A 21,947-nucleotide genomic window follows, 5' to 3' on the forward strand; every position below is an offset into this window, starting at 1 on the left:
CGGATCAGAACGCCGGGCACGCGCTGTCTTCGCGGTAATCATGCACGCTCAATTCGCCTGCAATAATTGCTGCTTTTGCCGCCTCAACCGCCTCCTGCATCTCATCCGAGATCAGGTGCTCGTTATGTTCATCCAGCGCATAGCCCACACCGCCAGCGGCCAGGTTCATCTGGACAACGCCGGTCTCCAGCCCTGGCCCATCTGTGAAGGCATCATAGACGGCCTGATCCACCAGCTTGAGCATGGAGGTAAGCACAGACCCCGGGTGCAGATAGTTCTGGTTCGAGTCCACACCGATAGAGAATACGCCAGCATCTTCAGCTGCCTGCAATACGCCAAGACCCGTGCCCCCTGCCGCAGCAAATACCACGTCAGACCCCTGGCTGATCTGCGCGCGTGCAATTTCACCACCGCGCACCGGGTCATTCCAGGCAGCGGGCGTGTCACCGGTGTAATTGACGATCACGTTGATGTCAGGGTTCACCGCCTTGGCACCTTGCGCATAGCCACAGGCAAAAGCTGCGATCAGCGGAATCTCCATGCCGCCCACAAAACTGACGGTCCCTGTTTCATTGGCCATCGCGGCCAGCATACCAACCAGATAGCTACCCTCATGTTCAGCGAAGATTACCGAGCGCACATTGGGCAGATCTACAACCGCGTCGATCAGCACGAAAGATGTGTCAGGGTAATCGGGTGCCACCTCTTCCAAAGTTGGAGCGTTCTGAAAGCCCATCACCACGACCGGGTTCGAGCCTGCCTCGGCCAGACGCCGGGCGAATTGAACGCGCTGTGCGGCCGCCTGCATCTCGATTTCGCGGTAGCTGCCGCCTGTTTCTTCGCGCCAGCGTTCTGCCCCGTTATAAGCTGCTTCATTGAAGGATTTGTCAAACTTGCCGCCAAGATCAAACATCAGGGCCGGGTCAGCATGGGCCATACCTGCGCTCAGGGCCAGCAGAGAGGCTGCACCAGCAAATTTATGGGAACGGGTCATTTTTCTGTCTCCTGTTGTGCCCCGGCAGGACTCTACAGCGCCTTTGGGGTCGATTTCACGGCGCAAATTTCGCCGCGATTGGTGCTGATTAACGCTGCAATTCCAAATGTGGTCAACACCTAAATCGATCTTGTTGTTACGGCCAATCACCGCAAGGCCGAGTCAACCAATAATTGCGCGAAACACAAGCGCATCGACGCCACGGCCATCGCTGGCCTGATAGTATGACTTGCGCCGCCCAACCTCAAAAAAGCCGAAGGATTGGTAGAGAAGAATCGCAGCATCATTCTGCGCGGACACTTCCAGAAAGCACTGCGCAGCCCCGCGCGCTTGCGCTTGTGCAAGCCCCCTGCCCAGCACATCCCGCGCCAGCCCTTGGCGCCGCGCATGGGGTGCTGTGGCGAGTGTGAGAAGCTCTGCTTCATCTGCGACCACCCGGAACAGGCCAAAAGACAGCACTTCTTCGTCTTGGGCATGGGACAGCAGGAAGCAACTGGGATCATAGAGGAAAGTTGCAAATTCGCGTGCGGACCAGGGTGGCGGGCAGGTAAAGACCAGCCGATGCAAATGCGCCAGATTCTCTGGCGTCATGGCAGCACTTTTGGTGGCAAATCAGCCCCCGGTGCGGCATCTGCTGCGCGGATATACAGCGGTGCGGGGCGCGGTTGCGGCGTTCCAAACTTGCGTGCTGCCACGCGTGCGATGGCTTCGGAAAGCGAGTAATGTGCCTCTAAAACCGGCAATCCTGTCACCGCGCCATCCGCCGCTGATCCGACAAGTGCTGCGTCCACCTTGGAGGCAAGTTCAGCATGATCCATCAAAACAGGGTCTTCAGCCTCATTACTGAACCTCTGCATATAGACTTCGCCGCGCCGCGCATCTTCAACAACGCAAAGCGGTCGCGGCAGACCTTCGGCCCGCGCTTCGAATATTGACACACCAATCGCGGGTATGCCTAGCCCCAAGGCCAGCCCTCTCGCAGCGGAAACGGAAATGCGGATGCCAGTAAAGTTTCCCGGCCCAACACCCACTGCCAAAGCATTGAGGTCGCGCCAATCTTTGCCCGCTGTCGCCAGAATGTCTTCCAGCAAGGGAATCAGGCGCTCGGCCTGTCCGCGCGCCATATCTTCATGTTTCTGCGCCACGATCTGCCCGTCCGACAACAAAGCGGCCGCGCAATGCGCGGCCGTTGTGTCAAAGGCCAGAATACAAGGGTCAGACGGCAACGGGTCGTACCTCAGTCACTTCGGGAATGTAGTGGCGCAACAGATTCTCGATACCCATCTTCAGTGTCAGCGTCGATGACGGGCAGCCAGCGCACGCGCCTTTCATGTGCAGATAGACGACCCCACGCTCGAACCCGTGAAACGTGATATCGCCGCCATCCTGTGCGACAGCTGGGCGCACACGGCTGTCCAGCAGCTCCTTGATCTGGCCCACAATCTCGGAATCCGGGCCGTCATGTGCGGCATGATCTGCCACGGCCTCGCCTTCCATCACGGCCGCGCCGGACTGGAAATGTTCCATGATCGCACCCAGAATTTCGGGCTTCACATGCTGCCATTCGACATCATCGGCCTTGGTCACAGTGATGAAGTCGCTTCCCAGAAACACGCCTGTCACGCCAGCGACCTGAAACACGCGCTTGGCAAGCGGCGAGGACGCGGCGGCATCAGCATTGGGGAAATCGGCTGTTCCAAGCCCAAGCACTTCCTGACCGGGCAGAAATTTCAGCGTGGCCGGGTTGGGGGTGGATTCGGTCTGGATGAACATATCTGCGCCTCCTATGGGTTAAACGGGATATGCGCTCTGACCTAGCCCCTGTCAAGGCAAGCGGCTTGACACGACACGCAGTTGTACGCAGCACTACCGCCAGACACAGGAGAGACCATGTATTTCGCATCCGACAACACCTCTGGGGTACCAGATCGTATCCTGACCGCGCTTGGTAAGGCCAATTCCGGCTATGCCTTGGGATATGGCGCTGATGCCTTTATGGATCAGGTCCGCACCCGAATTCGCGCACTGTTTGAAGCACCAGAGGCCGAGGTCTTTCTGGTCACAACCGGATCAGCGGCCAATGCGCTGGCGCTGGCCAGCTATTGCCCGCCGTGGGGGGCCGTATATTGCCATTCACTTGCGCATATAGAAGTCGATGAATGCGGCGCGCCCGAATTCTACACAGGGGGCGCGAAACTGACACATGTCGCGGGCGATAATGGCAAGATGAACCCTGACGCCCTGCAAGACGCATTGGCGCGCGCGGGTCGCGGGGTGGTTCATCACGTGCAGCCCGGCATCCTGAGTCTGACCAATCTGACCGAATGCGGCACGCGCTACAGCGTGTCTGAAATATCCGAATTGTCGGCGATTGCGAGATCGCATGGCTTGCCCGTGCATATGGACGGCGCACGCTTTGCCAATGCGCTGGTCGCCGAAGGATGCAGCCCCGCTGATATGACCTGGCGCGCAGGGGTGGATGTGTTGTCATTGGGGGGCACCAAGAACGGGTTGATGGGGGTTGAGGCGGTTGTTCTGTTTGACCCGGCACAGGCGTGGGAATTTCAGTTGCGGCGTAAACGGGGTGGGCATTTGTTGTCAAAACACCGTTTTCTTTCCGCGCAGATGGCCGCATGGCTGGAAGATGATCTGTGGCTGGAACTGGCACGGGATGCGAATGCGATGGCGGCACAGCTGGAAAAAGGGCTGGAGGGATGCGCCGATCTGCTTTTTGAACGCGGAGGCAACATGCTGTTCGCGCAATGGCCACGAGGATTGCATCGCCAGCTACAGTCAGCAGGCGCGCAGTATTACCTGTGGCCCGACCATCAAGACCTTGATGGCCTGGATCATGCCCCGCTCAGCGCGAGACTGGTGTGTTCATGGAACACACAGCCAGATCATGTCGGCGAGTTCGTGCGGCGACTGAAAATACACGCATAAACTTTGCGCCGCACGAAACTAATTCCGCTAAAGCGCGTTTATGTTGGCAACGGGGTCACGCTTGGGCAGTTTATGCACCATACCTGAGGCACCTGTTAACTGGTAACGTAAAGTAAAAGTCGCTTGATGACCCTGTCAGTTCTTTTGGTTTCAGGTGCATTGAAATTAAGAGCGACGTATAGAAGCCTCTTGTTCCGGGGAAATGTCGGTTGTTGGATGACAACGACATGTCTCACCCGGCCAAAAGACAGCAGAAGGAAAACACATGAAAAAAATAGTGACAGTCACAGTATTTACCGCAAGCTTTGCCGCCTTGGCCGCATGCTCCAATGATCCGCAGATCAACGCAGCGGTAGGCGGGCTGACAGGTGCGGCAGTGGGCACCCAGATCGGTTCAGGCTCGGGGCGGACAGCGGCAATTCTTGGGGGCGGTGCCGTGGGTGCAGCGACTGGTGCAGCAATGACCCAGCCCAGCCACAGCAGATACTAACTTTCCACCTGCGCTGCACAGGGCGCGTCGATGAAACAGCCGCCGCAACAATACGCTGTTGCGGCGGTTTTGCATTGAGATTACTGTGATCGGCAACTAATTGACATATTTAAGAAATATGTCGCATCTCAGCCTTGTCTGACTGCGTGGCACGACGGAATGCAATCTGTCTAATCCATCTCGGCCAATAGGTCGCGCCCGCGTGCATCCTCGACCTCGATCACCCAAAGGTCCGGATCAAAGCCGCGCTGGCGGGTGATTGCTGCGTCCACCTCCGGCTCTGGCCCCTCGACCAGAACCTGCCAGACACGGGTATTGCTTTGCAGATCGAAGCTGCGCGTATGGGCGCGCGCAGTGCCATCCATCAGGGCAAGTTTTACCAGCACAGCGCCCGCTGTCTCATCCCCGCGGGTGATGACATATGCCGGTATGCCCAACGCCTGAAGCCGCCTTAGATAGGCTGACACCCAGATGCCGGATGCCAGTCGCGCGGTCATGTGTTGCCGTCGCGGAACTCCAGCCCCATTTCGGAATAGCGCTCTGCCTCTTCCAGCCAGTTTTCACGCACTTTCACTTGCAGGAACAGATGCACGGGGCGGCCCAGAAATTCGGCGATTTCAGCGCGTGCGGCCTGCGAGATGGATTTGATCGTCTCGCCCTTGTGGCCAAGCACGATCCCTTTATGGCCATCACGCACTACATAGATCACCTGGTCAATCCGGACCGAACCATCCTTGCGCTCCTGCCAGTGTTCGGTTTCCACCGTGATCTGATAGGGCAGTTCCTCATGCAACCGCAGAGTCAGTTTCTCGCGTGTCATTTCGGCTGCGATCATGCGCATGGGCAAATCTGCAATCTGGTCCTCTGGGTAAAGCCACGGCCCCTCTGGCAAGGATTCGGCCAGCCAGCCGCGCAACGCATCAACGCCGTGCCCTTTTTCGGCTGAGATCATGAATGTCTCGGTGAAAGGATAGGCCGCGTTCAGCTTTTCTGCCAATGCCAGCAGCGCTTCGGCTTTCACCCGGTCAATCTTGTTGATGGCCAGTGCCACCTTGCGTCCCGGGCTGACACGGTCTTTCAGCGCGTCAATGATGGCCTGTGTCCCTTCGGTCAACCCGCGATGGGCCTCGACCAGCAGCACCACGATATCTGCATCAGCAGCACCACCCCAGGCGGCGGCAACCATAGCGCGGTCAAGCCGTCGGCGCGGACGAAACAGGCCCGGCGTATCGACAAAGACAATCTGCGCGGCCCCTTCAATGGCAACACCCCGAATGCGGGCGCGGGTGGTCTGTACCTTGTGGGTCACGATACTGACCTTGGCCCCGACCATGCGATTGGTGAGGGTAGATTTGCCTGCGTTAGGCTCGCCAATAAGGGCAACAAAACCTGCGCGCGTGGGGGTGTCTGTCATGTCTCGGCCTCCAGCCTTTGAAGTAGGGCGCGCGCGGCCAGTTGTTCGGCCTGCCGTTTCGAACCAGCACTGGCTTGTGCGGCCTCGCCGCTGGCCAGTTGCACCTGAATGGTGAATTCCGGTGCATGATCGGGGCCAAAGCGTGCGATCTCATGATATGTCGGGGGTGTCTGTCCGCGCGCCTGCGCCCATTCCTGCAACATCGTCTTGGCGTCGCGCGCATCCGAATCGACAGCCGCCAAGCGCCCGGACCAGTGGCGCAAAACGACCGCCCGCGCAGCTTCGAAACCTGCATCCATATAGACCGCCGCAATCACCGCCTCGATCGCATCTGCCAGCACCGCGTCCTTGCGCCGCCCGCCCGACAGCATCTCAGAGCGGCCCAGCTTCAACGCGTCACCCAGATTAATGGCGCGTGCAATTTCGGCACATGCTTCCTTGCGCACCAGTGCATTGAAACGCGGGGCAAGCTGCCCTTCGGTCGCACTTTTGTCGGCGTGAAGCAACGCCTCTGCCATGACCAGACCCAGCACCCGATCACCCAGAAATTCCAGTCGCTGATTGTCAGGCCGTGATGGCGACGACATTGACGGATGCGTCAGCGCCCGCCCCAACAATTCGGGGCGCGCGAAATCATGCCCAAGACGCGCCGAAAAGGCGATCAGGTCCGCCGAGAGCTTCACTGCAACCTCGTGAACAACCGATCACTGCGCCATGTCCAGACAAAGAAGAGCGAGCGCCCTTCGGCAGAGAAGACAACATGGCGCGCGCGTCCGATCAGGTTATCAAAAGGCACCATACCAACGCCGCCAACCTGACGCGGCATCCGGCTGTCGAGAGAATTGTCACGGTTGTCGCCGATAAAGAAGAAATGCCCCTCCGGCACTGTGAAGACCGGAGTATTATCCCCCGGTGCACCATCCGAGATATTAAGCACCGGATAGCTGACGCCATTGGGCAATGTCTCGATCATGCGGGATTTGCGGCACTCTCCGCCCTGCCCCACAGGCGCATTCTCGCAACGGGGGAACTGCCCCGCGCTGCCCTGACGCTCGTAGACTTCGACAAAATCGCCCGCCGGTTCCTGCGGCACAGCTTCGTCATTCAGCCACAACTGCCCGTCACGCATCTGGACCCTGTCGCCGGGCAAACCGATCAGGCGTTTGATATAGTCAGCACCTGTGCCGGGGTGACGAAACACCACAATATCGCCGCGTTCAGGTTCAGACCCGAAAATCCGCCCGCTGAAGGGACACATGCCAAAGGGGCACGAATACCGCGAATAGCCATAGGCCATCTTGTTCACAAACAGGAAATCCCCGATCAGCAGGGTTTCCTTCATCGACCCTGACGGGATCCAGAAAGGTTGAAAGAACAATGTGCGGAAAAGACCTGCAATCAAGAGCGCATAGATGATCGTCTTGATATTTTCCCAAAGCCCGTCTTTCTTGCCATCCATCGTTGTCATGCGTCCTGATCCATTTCGACTGCCTGTCGCGGGCTTCATGGGGGGGGCTGCACGCGGAGTCAAGCTAGACCAACAGGCGCGCGCAATAGTGTTCGTGTAAAAATGGGGTTTTCAAGCGCTGCGCGCCTGCCTATAACAGCGCGCATGAATGCTGGAATTGCGATATCCTGCCGGCGCCACGCGCTGCCTTCAAGCGGTCTGCTTCTTCTTAGCGGCCTCTGAGCGTGTCCATTGCGGGCGCGCCGCTCAGAGGTGAAAAGCGCCCCGCAATGCAAGACCACACCGCAGACATTCTCGACAGGAACATTCCATGACACCCAAATCAGCCGAGCAGGACCACGTTCTGATTTTTGACACCACGCTGCGCGATGGCGAACAAAGCCCCGGCGCAACCATGAGCCATGCCGAAAAGCTGGAAATCGCCGCCCTTCTGGATGAAATGGGTGTCGATATCATCGAAGCAGGTTTTCCCATCGCCTCGGAAGGGGATTTCAATGCAGTGTCGGAAATCGCGCGGAACGCGAAGAATTCCGTCATTTGCGGACTATCGCGCGCGAACCTGACGGATATCGACCGCTGCTGGGAGGCAGTGAAACATGCACCGCGCGGGCGCATCCACACCTTTATCGGCACCTCCCCCCTGCACCGCGAAATCACCGCGCTGGACCAAGAGGGCATGATTGCCCGCATTCATGAAACTGTGGCCCATGCCCGCAATCTGTGTGATGATGTGCAGTGGTCGCCAATGGACGCAACACGCACCGAGCATGATTATCTGTGCCGCGTTGTCGAAACGGCCATCAAGGCCGGGGCGACCACGATCAACATCCCCGACACAGTGGGTTACACCTATCCGCGCGAAAGCGCCGATTTGATTGCGATGTTGCTGGAGCGCGTTCCCGGCGCGGACACGATCATATTTGCAACGCACTGCCATAACGACCTTGGCATGGCGACAGCCAATGCACTTGCCGCGGTCGAAGCGGGCGCGCGCCAGATCGAATGCACGATCAACGGATTGGGCGAACGTGCGGGCAATACGGCGCTGGAAGAAGTGGTTATGGCGCTGCGGGTGCGCAACGATATCCTGCCCTATCGCACCGGTATTGATACCAAGAAGATAATCGGCATCTCGCGTCTGGTCGCTGCCGTGTCTGGTTTCCCGGTCCAGTTCAATAAGGCAGTCGTCGGAAAAAACGCATTCGCGCATGAATCCGGCATTCATCAGGATGGAATGCTGAAGAACAAAGAGACTTTTGAGATCATGCGCCCGGAAGACATCGGGCTGGCGGCCACAAATCTGGTTATGGGCAAGCATTCGGGCCGCGCGGCGCTGCGCGCAAAACTGTCAGAATTGGGCTATGAATTGGGGGATAACCAGCTCAAGGATGTGTTTGTCCGCTTCAAGGCCCTCGCTGACCGCAAGAAGGAAGTCTATGACGACGACCTGATCGCGCTGATGGCCGAAGCCAGCCTGAATGACGAAGATGCCTATCTGCAACTGCGCAAGCTGCGCGTGATTTGCGGCACGGATGGCCCGCAAGAGGCAGAAATGACGCTCAGCATTGGTGGTGCAGAAAAGTTCATCGACGCAACCGGCGACGGGCCGGTCGATGCGACCTTCAACGCTGTAAAGATGCTCTTTCCACATGAGGCGCGGCTAGAGTTGTATCAGGTGCATGCCGTAACTGAGGGAACCGACGCGCAGGCCACGGTCAGCGTGCGCCTAATGCAGGATGGCGTGGTTTATTCCGGTCAATCCTCGGATACGGATACGGTGGTAGCAAGCGCCAAAGCCTATCTGAATGCCTTGAACAGGCTGGTCTTGCACAAGCATCGCGGCAATCTGTCTGCCTTGATGAGTTCGGCGGGATAACAATGCCCGCATAACTCTGCCCCGGTAGCCGAAAGCGCTTCGCGGCTTCTCGGCTACCATATCAACACGCTCCACCATAACGCGCAGGCGGTGCGCGCTACGGTTGCTCGCGAAAGCCCCTTGCCGTCCCAATCTGGCAGGTCGCACAATACAAGCCCGGCCCACCATTCACGGTTATGCGATGCCTGACAAGCCAATAACCGCCACTCTCTGGACACACCCCCCTTTACCGCATACCAGACTGGGCCCTATAAGGCGCTGAAGGGCGGCGTGGAAACGCCGTGAAATACACCATGAAAGACGGGATATCCGCATGAAGTTCTTCCCCAGTCTGTTCTCGTCAGACATGGCGATCGATCTCGGCACGGCAAATACTCTGGTTTATGTCAAAGGTCGCGGGATCATCCTGAACGAACCCTCTGTTGTGGCTTACCATTCCAAGGACGGGCGCAAGGCTGTGCTGGCCGTGGGAGAGGATGCGAAGCTGATGCTAGGCCGGACCCCCGGCAGTATCGAAGCCATCCGCCCCATGCGTGACGGCGTGATTGCAGATTTTGACGTTGCCGAAGAAATGATCAAGCATTTTATCCGCAAGGTTCATCGTAATACAATGTTTTCAAAGCCGAAAGTTATTGTGTGCGTGCCGTTCGGCGCAACCCCTGTGGAAAAGCGTGCGATCCGGCAGTCGGTGCTGTCCGCCGGTGCGCGCCGTGCAGGGCTGATCTCGGAACCCATCGCCGCAGCCATCGGCGCCGGTATGCCGATTACAGACCCGACGGGTTCAATGGTGGTGGATATCGGTGGTGGCACGACCGAGGTTGCCGTCCTCTCGCTTGGTGATATCGTCTATGCGCGTTCGGTCCGGGTTGGCGGTGACCGGATGGATGAGGCAATTGTCAGCTTTCTGCGCCGAAACCAGAACCTGCTGATCGGCGAATCGACCGCCGAGAAGATCAAATGCGCCATCGGCACAGCGCGGATGCCAGATGACGGGCGCGGCAAGTCCATGCTGGTGCGTGGGCGCGACTTGCTGAACGGTGTGCCGAAGGAAGCCGAGATCACACAGGCACAAGTGGCCGAGGCGCTTGCCGAAACCGTGACCACGATCTGCGAAGCGGTTATGATCGCACTCGAAACCACTCCGCCTGATCTGGCTGCCGATATTGTGGATCGCGGGGTCATGCTGACTGGTGGGGGGGCGTTGCTGGGCGAATTGGACCTGGCACTGCGTGAGCAGACAGGTCTGTCCATCTCTGTCGCAGATGAGGCGCTGAACTGCGTTGCCATCGGCACCGGCAAGGCGCTGGAGTATGAAAAGCAATTACGTCACGCCATAGATTATGACAGCTGACGGTTCACGTCGCAGGGTGTAGCTCGTGGCAGAAGATCGCAAGTATGATCAGGATTTCATACGCCCAGTGCGGCGTATTCTGATAGGCTTGCTTGCAGGTCTTATGCTGCTGACCTTCATCATCTGGCGCATTGACAGCCCAAGGGTCGAACAATTCCGCATGGCGGTCATAGACAGGGTCGTTCCGTCTTTCGACTGGGCCATGCGCCCTGTGGCGCGCGGGATGGCCTTGGCCGAAAATTTTCGGTCTTACGCGCGGATTGTCGAGCAGAATCAGGAATTGCGGCGCGAATTGCAGCAAATGCGCGCATGGCGCGAAGCGGCGTTACAACTGGAACAGCGCAATGCCCAGTTGCTGGACCTCAATCAGGTCAGGCTGGACCCGCAGCTTACCCATGTTACCGGCGTGGTCATGGCCGATAGCGGATCGCCTTTCCGGAAATCGGTGCTGCTGAATGTGGGCGCGCGCGATGGCGTGCAGGATGGTTGGGCGGTTATGGACGGGCTGGGGCTGGCAGGGCGCATTGCAGGGGTCGGGCAGCGCACATCTCGCGTTGTGTTGCTGACCGACACGGCAAGTGCTGTTCCGGTTGTGATTCAACCCTCAGGCCAGCGCGCCATGCTGATTGGGGATAATTCGGCCTATCCCATTCTGGAATTCATCGAATCCCCCGATGATCTGCGCCCGGGGGACCGCGTAATCAGTTCGGACGATGGCGGCGTCTTCCCCGCCGGAATTCTGGTCGGAGAAGTCGTTGCAACCAGCGACCGGCGCTTGCGGGTTCGTATCTCCGCCGATTATGGAAGATTGGAATTCTTACGGGTTCTGCGTTCGCGCCCGGTTGAACGCATCCTCGACACCGGCGATCTGATCGCCCCTGACCTGCCGGATTTCACTTTGCCGGATGTTCTGGACACCCCCACGCAAGACGATACTGCCGATGGTTGAACGGCGGCAGACCCAGATGTTGCTTTATGTCGCCTTGTTTCTGGGGGTGGCGGCGCTGATTACCTTCTACCGCCTGTTGCCTTTGGGCAGCTATGGCCTGCCGCAAGGTCTTGTCGGGGCAGAGGATATCTCCGGTGAGGGGACAGGTTTCAGCCTTCGCAACCTTCCGCCGCCCGATATTCTGTTGTGCCTGACCCTTGCCTGGGTGGTCAGACGGCCGGACCTGTTGCCCGCCCCCATCATCGTTGGCTACTTCTTTATCGAAGATATCTTGTTGCTGCGCCCGCCGGGACTGTGGGCACTGATCGTTCTGATGGGAAGTGAATTTCTACGCACGCGGACCGAACAACTGCGTGGCTACGGTTTCTGGCTGGAGTTTCTGTTGGTCATTGGGCTTCTGCTGGCCATGTTTCTTGCAAATCGCGCGATGCTCGCGATTGTGATGGTGCCGCAAGTGCCGCTTGGCTTGAGCTTTGCGCAGTTTCTGGGCACGGTGGCGATATATCCTGCCGTGGTTGCGCTGTCGCATTTCGTGTTCCGGCTGCGCAAACCGGCGACCGGCGAAGTAGATGCTTTGGGGCAAAGACTGTGAAACGTTCAGAACGTGAACAAGAATATAGCCGGCGAGTCATAAGCCGGCGCGGCCTGTTTCTGGGCGCGCTGCAAGTCGGTGTCGCCGGTACCTTGTTCTGGCGGCTGCGCGACATGCAGTTGAACCAGTCCGAACAATTTCATCTTCTGGCCGAAGAGAACCGGATTAATCTGCGACTGCTGCCCCCTACACGCGGATTAATTCTGGACCGCAATGGCATCTTGTTGGCTGGAAACGAGCAAAATTACCGCGTTGTCATCAAGCGTGATGATGCGGGTGACATTGATCTGGTTCTTGAACGCCTGTCCCGCCTGATCCCGCTAAGCGATGAAGACATTGAACGTGCCCGCCGTGACATGCTGCGCAACAGACCGTTTGTTCCTGTCACAGTTGCCGAGCGGCTGAGTTGGGAAGAAATCAGTCGCGTTGCATCGAACGCGCCTGCCCTGCCGGGGGTCACGCCTGAGATGGGCTTGTCGCGCTATTATCCGATGTACAAGGACACAGCCCATGTTGTCGGCTATGTCGGCCCTGTGTCCGAGCGCGATCTTGAAGCGTTGGAGGCACCTGATCCCGTTCTCATGATCCCGCGCTTCCAGATCGGCAAAAGCGGGGTCGAGCGGATGCAAGAGGACAGGTTGCGCGGGCGCGCCGGGTCGCAACGTGTCGAGGTAAATGCTGTGGGCCGTGTCATGCGCGAACTCGACAGAGTTGAAGGCACGCCGGGCGGCAATGTGCACCTGACACTAGATGCGCGCCTTCAAAACTACGCGTTGGAGCGTTTGCACGGCCAGAGCGCTGCCGCCGTGGTGCTTGACATCGAAAGCGGTGATATTCTTGCGCTGGCCTCTGGCCCAAGCTTCGATCCAAATCTGTTCGTGCGCGGCATTTCCAGCAGGGACTTCAACGGGTTGCTCGAAAATGACTACCGGCCGCTGGTGAACAAGACAGTTCAGGGTATGTATCCGCCGGGGTCAACTTTCAAGATGGTCACAGCACTTGCCGCATTGGAGGCCGGTGTAACCGATGGGCAGGAACGGATATTCTGCCCCGGTCACATGGACGTGTCCGGCAACCGCTTTCACTGCTGGAAGCGCGGGGGGCACGGGCGCGTCGATCTTGTCTCAGCGCTGTCTGAAAGCTGCGATGTCTATATGTACGAGATCGCGCAGCGCTGCGGAATCGAAAAAATAAATGCCATGTCAACGCGTCTGGGTCTTGGTATTCGCTATGACTTGCCAATCACATCTGTTGCAGGCGGGCTGAACCCGACACGCGAATGGAAGCGAAACAATCGCAACTCAGAATGGCGCATCGGTGATACGGTCAATGCCTCTATTGGTCAGGGGTTCGTTCTGACCACGCCCCTGCAACTTGCCGTGATGACCGCGCGGCTGGCATCCAATAAGGCAATTCTGCCGCGTCTGGTCCGCGACCCGGCAGAGCAAGCTATCCGGGAAGCTGCAAGTCTGGACCTGCGCCCTGAATGGTTACGCATGATCAGGCGCGGAATGAACGAGACAGTCAACGACAGGCGCGGCACGGCCTATTCCTCTCGCGTGGTCGCCGAAGATCAGGTGATGGCAGGCAAGACGGGCACCAGTCAGGTGTTCTCGATCACGCGCGCCGAACGCGAGGCAGGCATACGGCGGCAGGAAGACTTGCCGTGGAACCGGCGCAATCATGGTCTGTTCGTCAATTATGCGCCCTATGACGCGCCACGTGTTGCGGTTGCAGTTGTGGTGGAACATGGCGGTGGCGGGTCTTCCGCAGCTGCGCCCATCGGACGAGATATAACTCTTGCCGCGCTCAATGACGGGTTTCCACCGCTATCGGCCTATCCGGCCCCGCAGCGCAACCGCATCCATTCCGAGCAACAGGAAATACAAGAGCGGCTTCGCAAACCTGATGACATGCGGATCAGCCGCGCATGAGCTATCTTGAATACAACACCAAACGGATGCCAGCGGGGCTGGCCAAAGTCCTGTATCTGAACTGGCCCTTGGTTGCCCTGCTGATTGCCGTGGGGTGTTACGGGTTTGTGATGCTCTATTCCATCGCGGGTGGAAGTCTGCACCCCTGGGCCGAACCCCAGATGAAGCGTTTTGCCTTCGGATTAGGGATCATGTTTGTCGTGGCCTTCGTTCCCTTATGGTTCTGGCGCTCAATCGCCGGACTGGGATATGTGGTTGCGGTTCTTTTGCTGCTGGGGGTCGAGTTCTTCGGCTCTGTCGGGATGGGCGCAAAACGCTGGCTGGAAGTGGGCCCGCTTCGCCTGCAACCCTCAGAACTGGCGAAGATCACGACTGTCATGGCACTGGCGGCCTATTATGACTGGTTGGACCTGAAGAAGGTTTCACATCCCATATGGGTCGTTCTGGCAGCGGTGATCGCCCTGTTGCCTGCATTTCTGGTGTTGCGCCAACCTGATCTTGGAACGGCACTTCTGGTGGCACTCGGCGGGGGTGTCGTTATCTTTGCCGCGGGTGTGCATTGGGGCTATTTCGCGGCCCTGATCGGCAGCGGAGTTGCGCTGGTTACAACAGTCATGACATCGCGTGGAACAGATTGGCAGTTGCTGAAAGACTATCAGTTCCGTCGTATTGATGCGTTTCTGGACCCGTCACTGGACCCGTTGGGCGCGGGGTATCACATAAACCAATCCATGATCGCACTGGGGTCTGGCGGGTGGTCAGGGCGCGGTTTCATGGAAGGCACGCAGGCGCGCCTGAACTTCCTGCCCGAAAAGCATACGGATTTCATTTTCACCACATTGGCTGAAGAATTCGGCTTTGTGGGCGCATCCTCGTTGTTACTGCTATATCTCATGTTGATCGGGGTGTGCCTGCTGACCGCGCTGCGCACAACAAACCGCTTTGCCGCACTGATGGTGATGGGAATAGTCGGAACATTCTTTCTTTATTTTGCTGTGAACATGGCAATGGTCATGGGGCTTGCGCCGGTGGTCGGTGTGCCCTTGCCTTTGGTGTCCTATGGGGGGTCTGCGATGATTGTAATCATGGTCGGTTTCGGATTGGTTCAGTCGGCCCATATCCACCGCGCAAGGCTGCCATCATGACACTTACCGTCTTGTTCGCCGCGGGCGATGCCGCTTTTGCAGAGTATCAACAGCCGCTGCGCGACGCATTCGTTCACCACGGCTTGAAAGTCGCGCTCGTCACAGATGCAGCACCGGCAGATGTTGATTATATCGTCTACTCGCCAGCCAGCACTCTGCGCGATTTCACACCCTATACGCGCTGCAAGGCGGTGCTCAATCTCTGGGCCGGGGTCGAGAAAATTGTCGGTAACCCGACATTGACCCAACCCCTTGCCCGTATGGTTGACCCTGCCCTGACACGTGGGATGGTGGAGTATGTCTGTGGACATGTGCTGCGCTACCATCTGGGGATGGACGCTTATATCTCGGCGCCGGCCGGGCAATGGATCGCGCAGGAACCACCGCTTGCACCAGAGCGTGTTGTCGGAATTCTGGGTCTGGGCGAATTGGGCCGGGCCTGTGCAGATGCGTTGGTCCGCTTGGGCTTTACCGTCGAGGGCTGGTCTTCGCGCCCGAAGGACGTGCCTGATGTGACCTGCCATCACGGCGCAGAGGGTTTTAACCTTTTGCTGCAACGCTCTGATATTCTTGTGACCCTGCTTCCGCTGACATCACAGACCGAGAATGTTCTGGACGCGGAGGCATTCGCTCAGATGCGCGATGGCAGTTGGTTCATAAATCCGGGTCGCGGCGCGCTGATTGATGATGACGCGCTTCTGGACGCAATTGACAGCGGCAAGATCAAGGGCGCGACATTAGATGTGTTTCGGATAGAACCGCTGCCCGCGGATCATCCATTCTGGGCGACGCCGAACATCACGATAACACCTCATATCGCGGCAACCACGCGGGCCGAATCTGCGTCAAATGTGATCGCAAGCAATATCGCCCGTGTAGAGGCGGGCCAGACATTGCTTCACAAAGTGGACCAGCAACGCGGCTACTAGCTGTTTCAAGCCCCTTTAGCTTTCGGAAACCTGTTCAAGCTATGCGTTGGCACATTGGTGGCACAACGACGGTGTTATTGAACATGAAACCAAATCGACCCAGTTATCCCTTGTCAGAAGCGCAAGAATCTCTGGCTAATGGCAGCATCGGTAGCGATATCCGCCAGCGCACGAACCTGATGCCCTGGCGTCTTGGGGCGCTTGGATTGGTCGCGGGTTTGGTTTTGCTTTTGCTTGGCACCAAGACCGAGACCTGCACATGGGTTACGCGCCCGATGAGTTTTCTGTCACACAATGCGGTGCAATCAGGGCCGCTCGCCAGTTGCGGTGTTGCAGTTCCAGATGGTCCGACAGACCATAACATGCGCCGTCCTGACAGTAACAACGTCAAACCATACAAGCCTTCACCCAGCACTGGTACCGCACGCCGCGCTTTTGTGTAGGCCACATTTCCTGCGCCAAAAACGGGAGTGGGTAGTTCAGGGCGCGCCTGACCCGCTACAGGGCTTGCGGCAAAACCCTTGGCGATGGGCACCAAAAGCCAGCCACACTCCGCAAGGCCACTTGTTGCAGCCCCAATTTGCGTCAAAACAATTGACAAGCAACCGAGTTGTTCAGTTGCTCAGATAGTTTTGTCCATGCGGTGCGCAGCCCTGTCGGCCACCCTCCTCTGCGCACTGCACCATGTCTTATTCTGCCGCGACGGCCTTGCCCGACGGTTCATTTCCCGGCCCGACAAGCTGCTCTGCCAGCGCCAAGGCTGCAGACACTTCGTGTTCCGTAGTGGCTGCATCAAGTTGCTCGATCAGATACTGCAACACTTCGGTCGAGAGATTTCCGGACATCGACGCCGCCTTCGCACGCAGCGCACGCCGGGCGCTGAGCGCATCCTCGTCCACAAAGACATCGCCTTCTATGCCTGCAAAAGCGCGCACCCGGGCAATGCGTTCTTCGGAGCAGTCAAGCAAGGCCGCAAGCGCTTTGGTTTTGCCCATCTGGACCGTAGCACCAACGTAATCGTAGGGCGCATTGTCCGAACGCTTCAAGACCCTGTTCATAACCGGATCAATAACAGTGATAATATCTTCAATACCACTTGCGCGCGCATATTCCAGCGATCCGACCATCAACTCGCATGTCGCCAGAGAGACAGTGCCCGCACCACGACCGGTCATCATCAGCCGGTCCGTATCGACGCAGAAACGCGTCGATTCCCACAATGTTGCAGACCGCAAGGGCGCCTGCCCTTGCAGGATGTCAGAAAAGACATCGGCCAGCATATGTGGACCGGTTGTCTGCAAGGCACGGACGCAAGCAACAACATTATCGTCCTCATCCAGCCCGATCACATATGCCGGGTCAAGATGATCGAACTCATCTATCTCGCGCCCATCTTCGATTTTGACATCCCAGCCAAGTCTCTCGCCAAATACACGCGCCCTCAAGCGAAACATTTCATCGAGAATTCCGCCATGTACATGCTTGTTGAGCGCATCAACCACAAGAATCATTTTCATTCCCTTCAGAGCCAGTTCTATTTCTGGTTGAAGAATGCGCTGAAACACACTTTCGCCGCTATTGTGGGAATCCCTTACTCCACTCAATAGGCGAAGAATGGCGCAAAATAGGGGATATTACAGGCGATGCGGCGCATTTCGCCAGCGGTTGAGCAAAGATCCAGTTGGTATCAGATCGGATAGATCATACCCATACCGATTGCACGGGCTACGGCCTGCGGCGTTGTCAAGGCACCCAGCTTCTCTCGGGCTGAACGCAAATGCACCTCTACAGTGCGGGTTGAAATGTTCAAGATAATGCCGACATCCGGTTGTGACTTTCCGGCCGCAATCCATTGCAATATCTCTTTCTCTCGGTCCGAAAGCGCGGGCTGTCGCATTGCAGACATGGTTCGACCATTCCGCATGAGCCGGTCATGAAACAGGGTTGCATGGGTCTGAAGGCCGCTCGCAATCTCTTTGCGCAAACTGGCCCATTCCGCTTCGGAACATGAACGCACCACGCTGAACATGCCCCGATCCCCATAAGGCCCGCGCACGGGAATTGTCATTCCTGTTGATCCGATGCCAAATTCCGACGCATCACAAAAAACCTTGCGGAATCCGTTTATCTTCTGAAGCCGTGTCCAATCCACAACGCCAACACTTTTGGCCGCCATAGCAAGGGTGGGATCAATGTCTTGGAAGCCCTGCTCGACATAGTGTTCTTTCCACGCATCGGGATAATTGACGACACCATGTATGGAATTGTCGATTGTGTTCACGCCAGCATAAGCAGCGTAGTCAAGGTTGAACTGCGCGCAGATGTTATCCAGGATTTGCTGCAACGACTCTTCCGAGTTGTTGCCGATCATTCCCAGATCCAGCGGTTTCATCACTTGGCCTTTCTGTGGGAGCGCCACAATTACGCGCAAAAACCATTACCTACCCTCTGAACGCTTTCAGTCATATAGGCCCCTCCCATTAAGAAGAACGCCAACCGACCAAGTCAAACCATTTACGCATCAAAATTACACCATAGAGCGGCGACGATAATTCTGTGGAGAAGATAATTCAACCCTCAGTAGATAGACACTGGCGCATTTGCGGGGTGATGCAGTGTTTCTTGTCAAGAAGTCAGAATTTGTGCTTGTCGCCACATCCCAGAACAATAATGTGCGCCGCTGTACATAATCTGGACGATTCAAGCTTCACAGCACAAGGGACCCGTCATGAACACAATGGTAAAACGTGACCAACTGCACGTGAGTCTGCAACTCTGTACCTTCATTGAAGGCCAAGCGCTGGTAGGAACCGGGGTGGACGCAACTGCGTTCTGGCGCGGATTCTCGGCGCTCATCCATGATCTGACACCAAAGAACCGGGACTTGCTGGAAAAGCGCGCCGACCTTCAGCGCCAGATTGACCAATGGCATATCGCGCGGCGCAATCAGGTCCATGACCGCGAGTTGTATAAATCGTTTCTCGAAGAGATCGGCTACTTGTTGCCAGAAGTTTCGCCATTCCAGATTGACACCACCAAGGTAGACCCGGAGATTGCAACCATCGCGGGCGCACAGCTTGTCGTTCCGATCACCAATGCGCGCTATGCGCTCAATGCTGCGAATGCGCGTTGGGGTAGCTTGTATGATGCGCTTTATGGAACGGATGCGATGGGCAGCATGCCGCCCGCGGGCGGGTATGAACAGGGGCGCGGCGCGCGTGTGGTGGCGCGGGTTCGGGTCTTTCTGGATGCGACTTTTCCACTTGCCGGTCACAGTCATGCAGATGCGCGGCTGTATCATGTCAAAGGGGGGGCGCTTCTGGTCGATGGCAAGCCGCTGGAAGACCCTGGCAAATTCGCGGGCTATCAGGGTGATCCGCGTGCGCCAGATTCTGTTTTCCTTGTGAATAATGGGCTGCATGTCGAACTGGTCTTCAACCGCGCGCATCTGATTGGCGGGCGTGATCAGGCCTGCATGGCCGATGTGCGCGCGGAATCCGCGCTTTCTGCGATCATGGATTGCGAAGATTCTGTCGCCTGCGTCGATGCCGAGGACAAGGTGCTGGCCTATTCCAACTGGTTGGGACTGATGAAAGGTGACCTGAGCGCCGATCTGGACAAGGGCGGTAAAACAATCACCCGCCGCCTGAACCCGCATGTGGAGATCACCGCCCCGGATGGCAGCGCCAAGACCCTGAAGGGGCGCGCCTTGTTGTGGGTGCGCAATGTGGGCCATCTGATGACCAACCCCGCCATTCTGGACAAGGACGGGAATGAGGTTTTCGAAGGCATGATGGATGCCATGATCACCTCGCTTTGCGCGCTGCATGATCTGCGCAAGACCAATGGCGCGCGCAATTCTGCCGAAGGGTCCATCTATATCGTCAAGCCAAAGATGCACGGCCCTGAAGAAGTGGCTTTTGCCGACGAGATTTTTGCCCGTGTCGAACAGGCCTTGGGCCTCGAAGCCAATACGATCAAGATGGGCGTGATGGATGAAGAGCGCCGGACATCTGTCAATCTGCAACAATGTATCCATGCCGCGCGGCGCCGGGTCGCGTTCATCAACACAGGCTTTCTGGACCGCACGGGCGACGAAATTCACACCTCGATGGAGGCCGGTCCCTTTTCGCGCAAGGATTTCATCAAGCGCAAGGGCTGGATCAAGGCCTATGAAGATCGCAATGTCGATATCGGGCTGGAGTGCGGGCTGATGGGGCGCGCGCAGATCGGCAAGGGCATGTGGGCCATGCCTGACCAGATGTCGGCGATGCTTGAGACAAAGATCGAGCATCCGAAGGCGGGTGCGAATACCGCTTGGGTTCCGTCACCGACTGCGGCAACTTTGCATGCAATGCATTACCATCAGGTCGATGTGCGCAAAGTGCAGGAAAAACTGAAGAACGGCGGGCGGCGCGCGCATGTCGAAGCGCTGCTGGACATTCCGCTTGCCTCTTTCCGCAAATGGAACCGCGACCAGATCCTGCGCGAGGTTGAAAACAACGCACAAGGCATCCTTGGCTATGTCGTGCGCTGGATTGATCAGGGTGTCGGGTGTTCCAAGGTGCCGGACATCAATGATGTGGGCCTGATGGAAGACCGCGCCACCTGTCGCATTTCCAGCCAGCATATTGCGAACTGGCTGCATCATGAAATCGTGTCTGAAGACGAAGTCATGGACGCGATGAAGCGCATGGCGGAAGTGGTTGACCGTCAGAATGCAGATGATCCCGCGTATCGCCCGATGGCACCAGGCTTTGACAGCATTGCCTTTCAGGCGGCCTGTGATCTGGTGTTCAAAGGGCGCGAACAACCATCAGGCTATACAGAACCCGTCTTGCACGCACGCAGGCTACAATTGAAAGCGGCAACTTAAGCAGCATTGCGGCTGGGGGCTTCCCTCAGCCGCAACTACCCGGATCGGTCTGGCACTCATCTGCCAACGCTTCCGCTTGCCTGATCTCATCCGTGGGCATCACCTCATGCAAGGCGTCAATCAATGCCGAGGCGCCATTGTGGCCCAGCCGCTCAGACACAATCGCTAAAGCCAGCGCCTTGCGGAAATCCTGTGGACCCCCGCGCCCCTGCGCCTGCATCAGGGCCAGATTGTAAAATGATGGCGCATATCCGGCGGAGGCGGCCGTCAGGTAAAGCTGGCGCGCCATGCTCATGTCCTGATTGCGGCCAATACCGCGCGACAGCGCCAGTGCCAGATTATGCGTGGCAGTGACATGACCTTGCAGGGCGGCGGCTTCAAACCAGTCGGCAGCAGCTTCAACGTCCCCCAGTTCGGCCAAGGCAGCGCCAAGTGCAAACTGCGCGTCGCGCAAGCCCTGCTCTGCCGCGGCCTGATACCATGCGACAGCCTGCTGAGAATCAGATGGGCCACCCAAACCACGTTCCAACATCTTGCCGAGGGAAAACTGCGCGCGCGCGGCCCCTGCCCTTGCAGCGACACTGTACCAATGGCGTGCCGCCTCCCATTCCTGCTGGGATGCAAGTAAATCTGCCAGCGCCTGTTGCGCGCCCAGATGGTTTTGCAAAGCAGCCGCTTCGAACCAATGTCGCGCCTGTTGCAAGTCTGCGCTGTCAGCTTCGCCTGCTGCCAGCAAAACACCTAAGTTATACTGCGCCAGCACATCACCGCGCTCTGCCAATGGGGTCCAGATGCTGAGTGCGGTCGGAATATCGCCATCTTCCAATGCGACGATACCATCCTGCGCGCGCAACTGCGCCAGTACAGGCTGTGCCATCCCGAAGCAGAGGAAAAGAAGAAGCAGCCTGAAGATCATGCGCTCAACCCGACTAGGCAATCTTCACTGATATACGCAACTTGCTGATGGCTGTCACGCGGTTGTGATA

General features: G+C 57.7%; 22 protein-coding genes. 11 read left to right on the top strand and 11 right to left on the bottom strand.

Annotation, left to right across the window (positions count from 1 at the left end; all coding sequences use genetic code 11):
- Positions 1-4: 4 nt before the first annotated feature.
- The 4 genes from EV660_RS06710 to EV660_RS06725 all read right to left on the bottom strand — a co-directional run bounded on the left by EV660_RS06710 (position 5) and on the right by EV660_RS06725 (position 2,767).
- Positions 5-994 (bottom strand): BMP family lipoprotein, encoded by a 990-nt coding sequence (locus EV660_RS06710; protein WP_071480938.1) that lies wholly within the window; start codon positions 992-994, stop codon positions 5-7.
- 162 nt (positions 995-1,156) lie between these two features.
- Entirely contained in the window at positions 1,157-1,585 is a 429-nt protein-coding gene (locus tag EV660_RS06715; protein ID WP_071480939.1) for a GNAT family N-acetyltransferase, read from the bottom strand.
- Positions 1,582-2,220, bottom strand: a complete 639-nt coding sequence (gene tsaB / locus EV660_RS06720) for a tRNA (adenosine(37)-N6)-threonylcarbamoyltransferase complex dimerization subunit type 1 TsaB (RefSeq protein WP_071480940.1) — start codon at positions 2,218-2,220, stop codon at positions 1,582-1,584. The genes EV660_RS06715 and tsaB overlap by 4 nt, the downstream gene beginning before the upstream one ends.
- A complete protein-coding gene (locus EV660_RS06725; RefSeq protein WP_071480941.1) occupies positions 2,210-2,767 on the bottom strand; it encodes a NifU family protein in 558 nt (185 codons plus the stop codon). The genes tsaB and EV660_RS06725 overlap by 11 nt, the downstream gene beginning before the upstream one ends.
- 117 nt (positions 2,768-2,884) lie before the next feature.
- Here EV660_RS06725 and EV660_RS06730 point away from each other — a divergent pair, with 117 nt between their 5' ends.
- Both EV660_RS06730 and EV660_RS06735 read left to right on the top strand, forming a co-directional pair.
- Positions 2,885-3,937 carry a threonine aldolase family protein gene (locus tag EV660_RS06730; RefSeq protein ID WP_071480942.1) on the top strand — a complete coding sequence of 351 codons (1,053 nt, stop codon included), beginning with the start codon at positions 2,885-2,887 and terminating at the stop codon, positions 3,935-3,937.
- 265 nt (positions 3,938-4,202) lie between these two features.
- Positions 4,203-4,427: a glycine zipper 2TM domain-containing protein gene (locus EV660_RS06735; RefSeq protein ID WP_071480943.1), complete on the top strand. Its 225-nt coding sequence runs from the start codon at positions 4,203-4,205 to the stop codon at positions 4,425-4,427.
- A 170-nt stretch (positions 4,428-4,597) separates the two neighbouring features.
- Here the strand turns inward: EV660_RS06735 and EV660_RS06740 are convergent, their stop codons facing one another.
- The 4 genes from EV660_RS06740 to lepB are packed head-to-tail and all read right to left on the bottom strand — an operon-like array spanning position 4,598 to position 7,309.
- Complete coding sequence (locus EV660_RS06740) at positions 4,598-4,924, bottom strand: DUF1491 family protein (RefSeq protein ID WP_071480944.1); 327 nt, start codon at positions 4,922-4,924, stop codon at positions 4,598-4,600.
- Positions 4,921-5,841 carry a GTPase Era gene (gene era / locus EV660_RS06745; protein ID WP_071480945.1) on the bottom strand — a complete coding sequence of 307 codons (921 nt, stop codon included), beginning with the start codon at positions 5,839-5,841 and terminating at the stop codon, positions 4,921-4,923. The genes EV660_RS06740 and era overlap by 4 nt, the downstream gene beginning before the upstream one ends.
- Complete coding sequence (gene rnc, locus EV660_RS06750) at positions 5,838-6,524, bottom strand: ribonuclease III (RefSeq protein WP_071480946.1); 687 nt, start codon at positions 6,522-6,524, stop codon at positions 5,838-5,840. The genes era and rnc overlap by 4 nt, the downstream gene beginning before the upstream one ends.
- Entirely contained in the window at positions 6,521-7,309 is a 789-nt protein-coding gene (gene lepB / locus EV660_RS06755) for a signal peptidase I (protein ID WP_071480947.1), read from the bottom strand. Before lepB ends, rnc begins: the two co-directional genes overlap by 4 nt.
- Before the next feature lie 310 nt (positions 7,310-7,619).
- Here lepB and EV660_RS06760 point away from each other — a divergent pair, with 310 nt between their 5' ends.
- The 8 genes from EV660_RS06760 (at position 7,620) to EV660_RS06795 (ending at position 16,528) form a co-directional block, all read left to right on the top strand.
- Complete coding sequence (locus EV660_RS06760; RefSeq protein WP_071480948.1) at positions 7,620-9,185, top strand: 2-isopropylmalate synthase; 1,566 nt, start codon at positions 7,620-7,622, stop codon at positions 9,183-9,185.
- Between the two features lie 313 nt (positions 9,186-9,498).
- On the top strand, positions 9,499-10,536 hold the full coding sequence (locus EV660_RS06765) for a rod shape-determining protein (RefSeq protein WP_071480949.1): 1,038 nt from the start codon (positions 9,499-9,501) through the stop codon (positions 10,534-10,536).
- 25 nt (positions 10,537-10,561) lie between these two features.
- Positions 10,562-11,485, top strand: a complete 924-nt coding sequence (mreC, locus tag EV660_RS06770) for a rod shape-determining protein MreC (protein ID WP_071480950.1) — start codon at positions 10,562-10,564, stop codon at positions 11,483-11,485.
- A complete protein-coding gene (locus EV660_RS06775; protein WP_134013895.1) occupies positions 11,442-12,077 on the top strand; it encodes a rod shape-determining protein MreD in 636 nt (211 codons plus the stop codon). Before mreC ends, EV660_RS06775 begins: the two co-directional genes overlap by 44 nt.
- Positions 12,074-14,011: a penicillin-binding protein 2 gene (mrdA, locus tag EV660_RS06780; protein WP_071480952.1), complete on the top strand. Its 1,938-nt coding sequence runs from the start codon at positions 12,074-12,076 to the stop codon at positions 14,009-14,011. The genes EV660_RS06775 and mrdA overlap by 4 nt, the downstream gene beginning before the upstream one ends.
- Entirely contained in the window at positions 14,008-15,156 is a 1,149-nt protein-coding gene (rodA, locus tag EV660_RS06785) for a rod shape-determining protein RodA (protein WP_071480953.1), read from the top strand. Before mrdA ends, rodA begins: the two co-directional genes overlap by 4 nt.
- Positions 15,153-16,085, top strand: coding sequence for a 2-hydroxyacid dehydrogenase (locus EV660_RS06790; RefSeq protein WP_071480954.1), 933 nt, complete (start codon positions 15,153-15,155; stop codon positions 16,083-16,085). Before rodA ends, EV660_RS06790 begins: the two co-directional genes overlap by 4 nt.
- A gap of 83 nt (positions 16,086-16,168) precedes the next feature.
- Entirely contained in the window at positions 16,169-16,528 is a 360-nt protein-coding gene (locus EV660_RS06795) for a hypothetical protein (protein ID WP_134013893.1), read from the top strand.
- Between the two features lie 246 nt (positions 16,529-16,774).
- Here EV660_RS06795 and EV660_RS06800 read toward each other — a convergent pair whose 3' ends face one another.
- Together EV660_RS06800 and EV660_RS06805 are read right to left on the bottom strand one after the other, a co-directional pair.
- Complete coding sequence (locus tag EV660_RS06800) at positions 16,775-17,602, bottom strand: acyl-homoserine-lactone synthase (protein WP_311638438.1); 828 nt, start codon at positions 17,600-17,602, stop codon at positions 16,775-16,777.
- 170 nt (positions 17,603-17,772) lie between these two features.
- Positions 17,773-18,477, bottom strand: a complete 705-nt coding sequence (locus tag EV660_RS06805) for an autoinducer binding domain-containing protein (RefSeq protein ID WP_071480956.1) — start codon at positions 18,475-18,477, stop codon at positions 17,773-17,775.
- Between the two features lie 336 nt (positions 18,478-18,813).
- Here EV660_RS06805 and EV660_RS06810 point away from each other — a divergent pair, with 336 nt between their 5' ends.
- Complete coding sequence (locus tag EV660_RS06810; RefSeq protein ID WP_071480957.1) at positions 18,814-20,961, top strand: malate synthase G; 2,148 nt, start codon at positions 18,814-18,816, stop codon at positions 20,959-20,961.
- 25 nt (positions 20,962-20,986) lie between these two features.
- On the opposite strand, the gene EV660_RS06815 is transcribed toward EV660_RS06810, so the two are convergent.
- Positions 20,987-21,838: a tetratricopeptide repeat protein gene (locus EV660_RS06815; protein WP_168800292.1), complete on the bottom strand. Its 852-nt coding sequence runs from the start codon at positions 21,836-21,838 to the stop codon at positions 20,987-20,989.
- Between the last annotated feature and the right edge of the window lie 109 nt (positions 21,839-21,947).

The organism is Roseinatronobacter bogoriensis DSM 18756 (assembly GCF_004366635.1).
Lineage (GTDB): Bacteria > Pseudomonadota > Alphaproteobacteria > Rhodobacterales > Rhodobacteraceae > Roseinatronobacter > Roseinatronobacter bogoriensis.

Coding starts and splice junctions, on each gene's coding strand:
- EV660_RS06710 (WP_071480938.1), bottom strand. CDS start 994: ATGACCCGTTCCCATAAATTTGCTGGTGCAGCCTCTCTGCTGGCCCTG.
- EV660_RS06715 (WP_071480939.1), bottom strand. CDS start 1,585: ATGACGCCAGAGAATCTGGCGCATTTGCATCGGCTGGTCTTTACCTGC.
- EV660_RS06725 (WP_071480941.1), bottom strand. CDS start 2,767: ATGTTCATCCAGACCGAATCCACCCCCAACCCGGCCACGCTGAAATTT.
- EV660_RS06730 (WP_071480942.1), top strand. CDS start 2,885: ATGTATTTCGCATCCGACAACACCTCTGGGGTACCAGATCGTATCCTG.
- EV660_RS06735 (WP_071480943.1), top strand. CDS start 4,203: ATGAAAAAAATAGTGACAGTCACAGTATTTACCGCAAGCTTTGCCGCC.
- EV660_RS06740 (WP_071480944.1), bottom strand. CDS start 4,924: ATGACCGCGCGACTGGCATCCGGCATCTGGGTGTCAGCCTATCTAAGG.
- era (WP_071480945.1), bottom strand. CDS start 5,841: ATGACAGACACCCCCACGCGCGCAGGTTTTGTTGCCCTTATTGGCGAG.
- lepB (WP_071480947.1), bottom strand. CDS start 7,309: ATGACAACGATGGATGGCAAGAAAGACGGGCTTTGGGAAAATATCAAG.
- EV660_RS06760 (WP_071480948.1), top strand. CDS start 7,620: ATGACACCCAAATCAGCCGAGCAGGACCACGTTCTGATTTTTGACACC.
- EV660_RS06765 (WP_071480949.1), top strand. CDS start 9,499: ATGAAGTTCTTCCCCAGTCTGTTCTCGTCAGACATGGCGATCGATCTC.
- EV660_RS06775 (WP_134013895.1), top strand. CDS start 11,442: ATGTTCTGGACACCCCCACGCAAGACGATACTGCCGATGGTTGAACGG.
- rodA (WP_071480953.1), top strand. CDS start 14,008: ATGAGCTATCTTGAATACAACACCAAACGGATGCCAGCGGGGCTGGCC.
- EV660_RS06790 (WP_071480954.1), top strand. CDS start 15,153: ATGACACTTACCGTCTTGTTCGCCGCGGGCGATGCCGCTTTTGCAGAG.
- EV660_RS06795 (WP_134013893.1), top strand. CDS start 16,169: ATGAAACCAAATCGACCCAGTTATCCCTTGTCAGAAGCGCAAGAATCT.
- EV660_RS06800 (WP_311638438.1), bottom strand. CDS start 17,602: ATGAAAATGATTCTTGTGGTTGATGCGCTCAACAAGCATGTACATGGC.
- EV660_RS06805 (WP_071480956.1), bottom strand. CDS start 18,477: ATGAAACCGCTGGATCTGGGAATGATCGGCAACAACTCGGAAGAGTCG.
- EV660_RS06810 (WP_071480957.1), top strand. CDS start 18,814: ATGAACACAATGGTAAAACGTGACCAACTGCACGTGAGTCTGCAACTC.
- EV660_RS06815 (WP_168800292.1), bottom strand. CDS start 21,838: ATGGCACAGCCTGTACTGGCGCAGTTGCGCGCGCAGGATGGTATCGTC.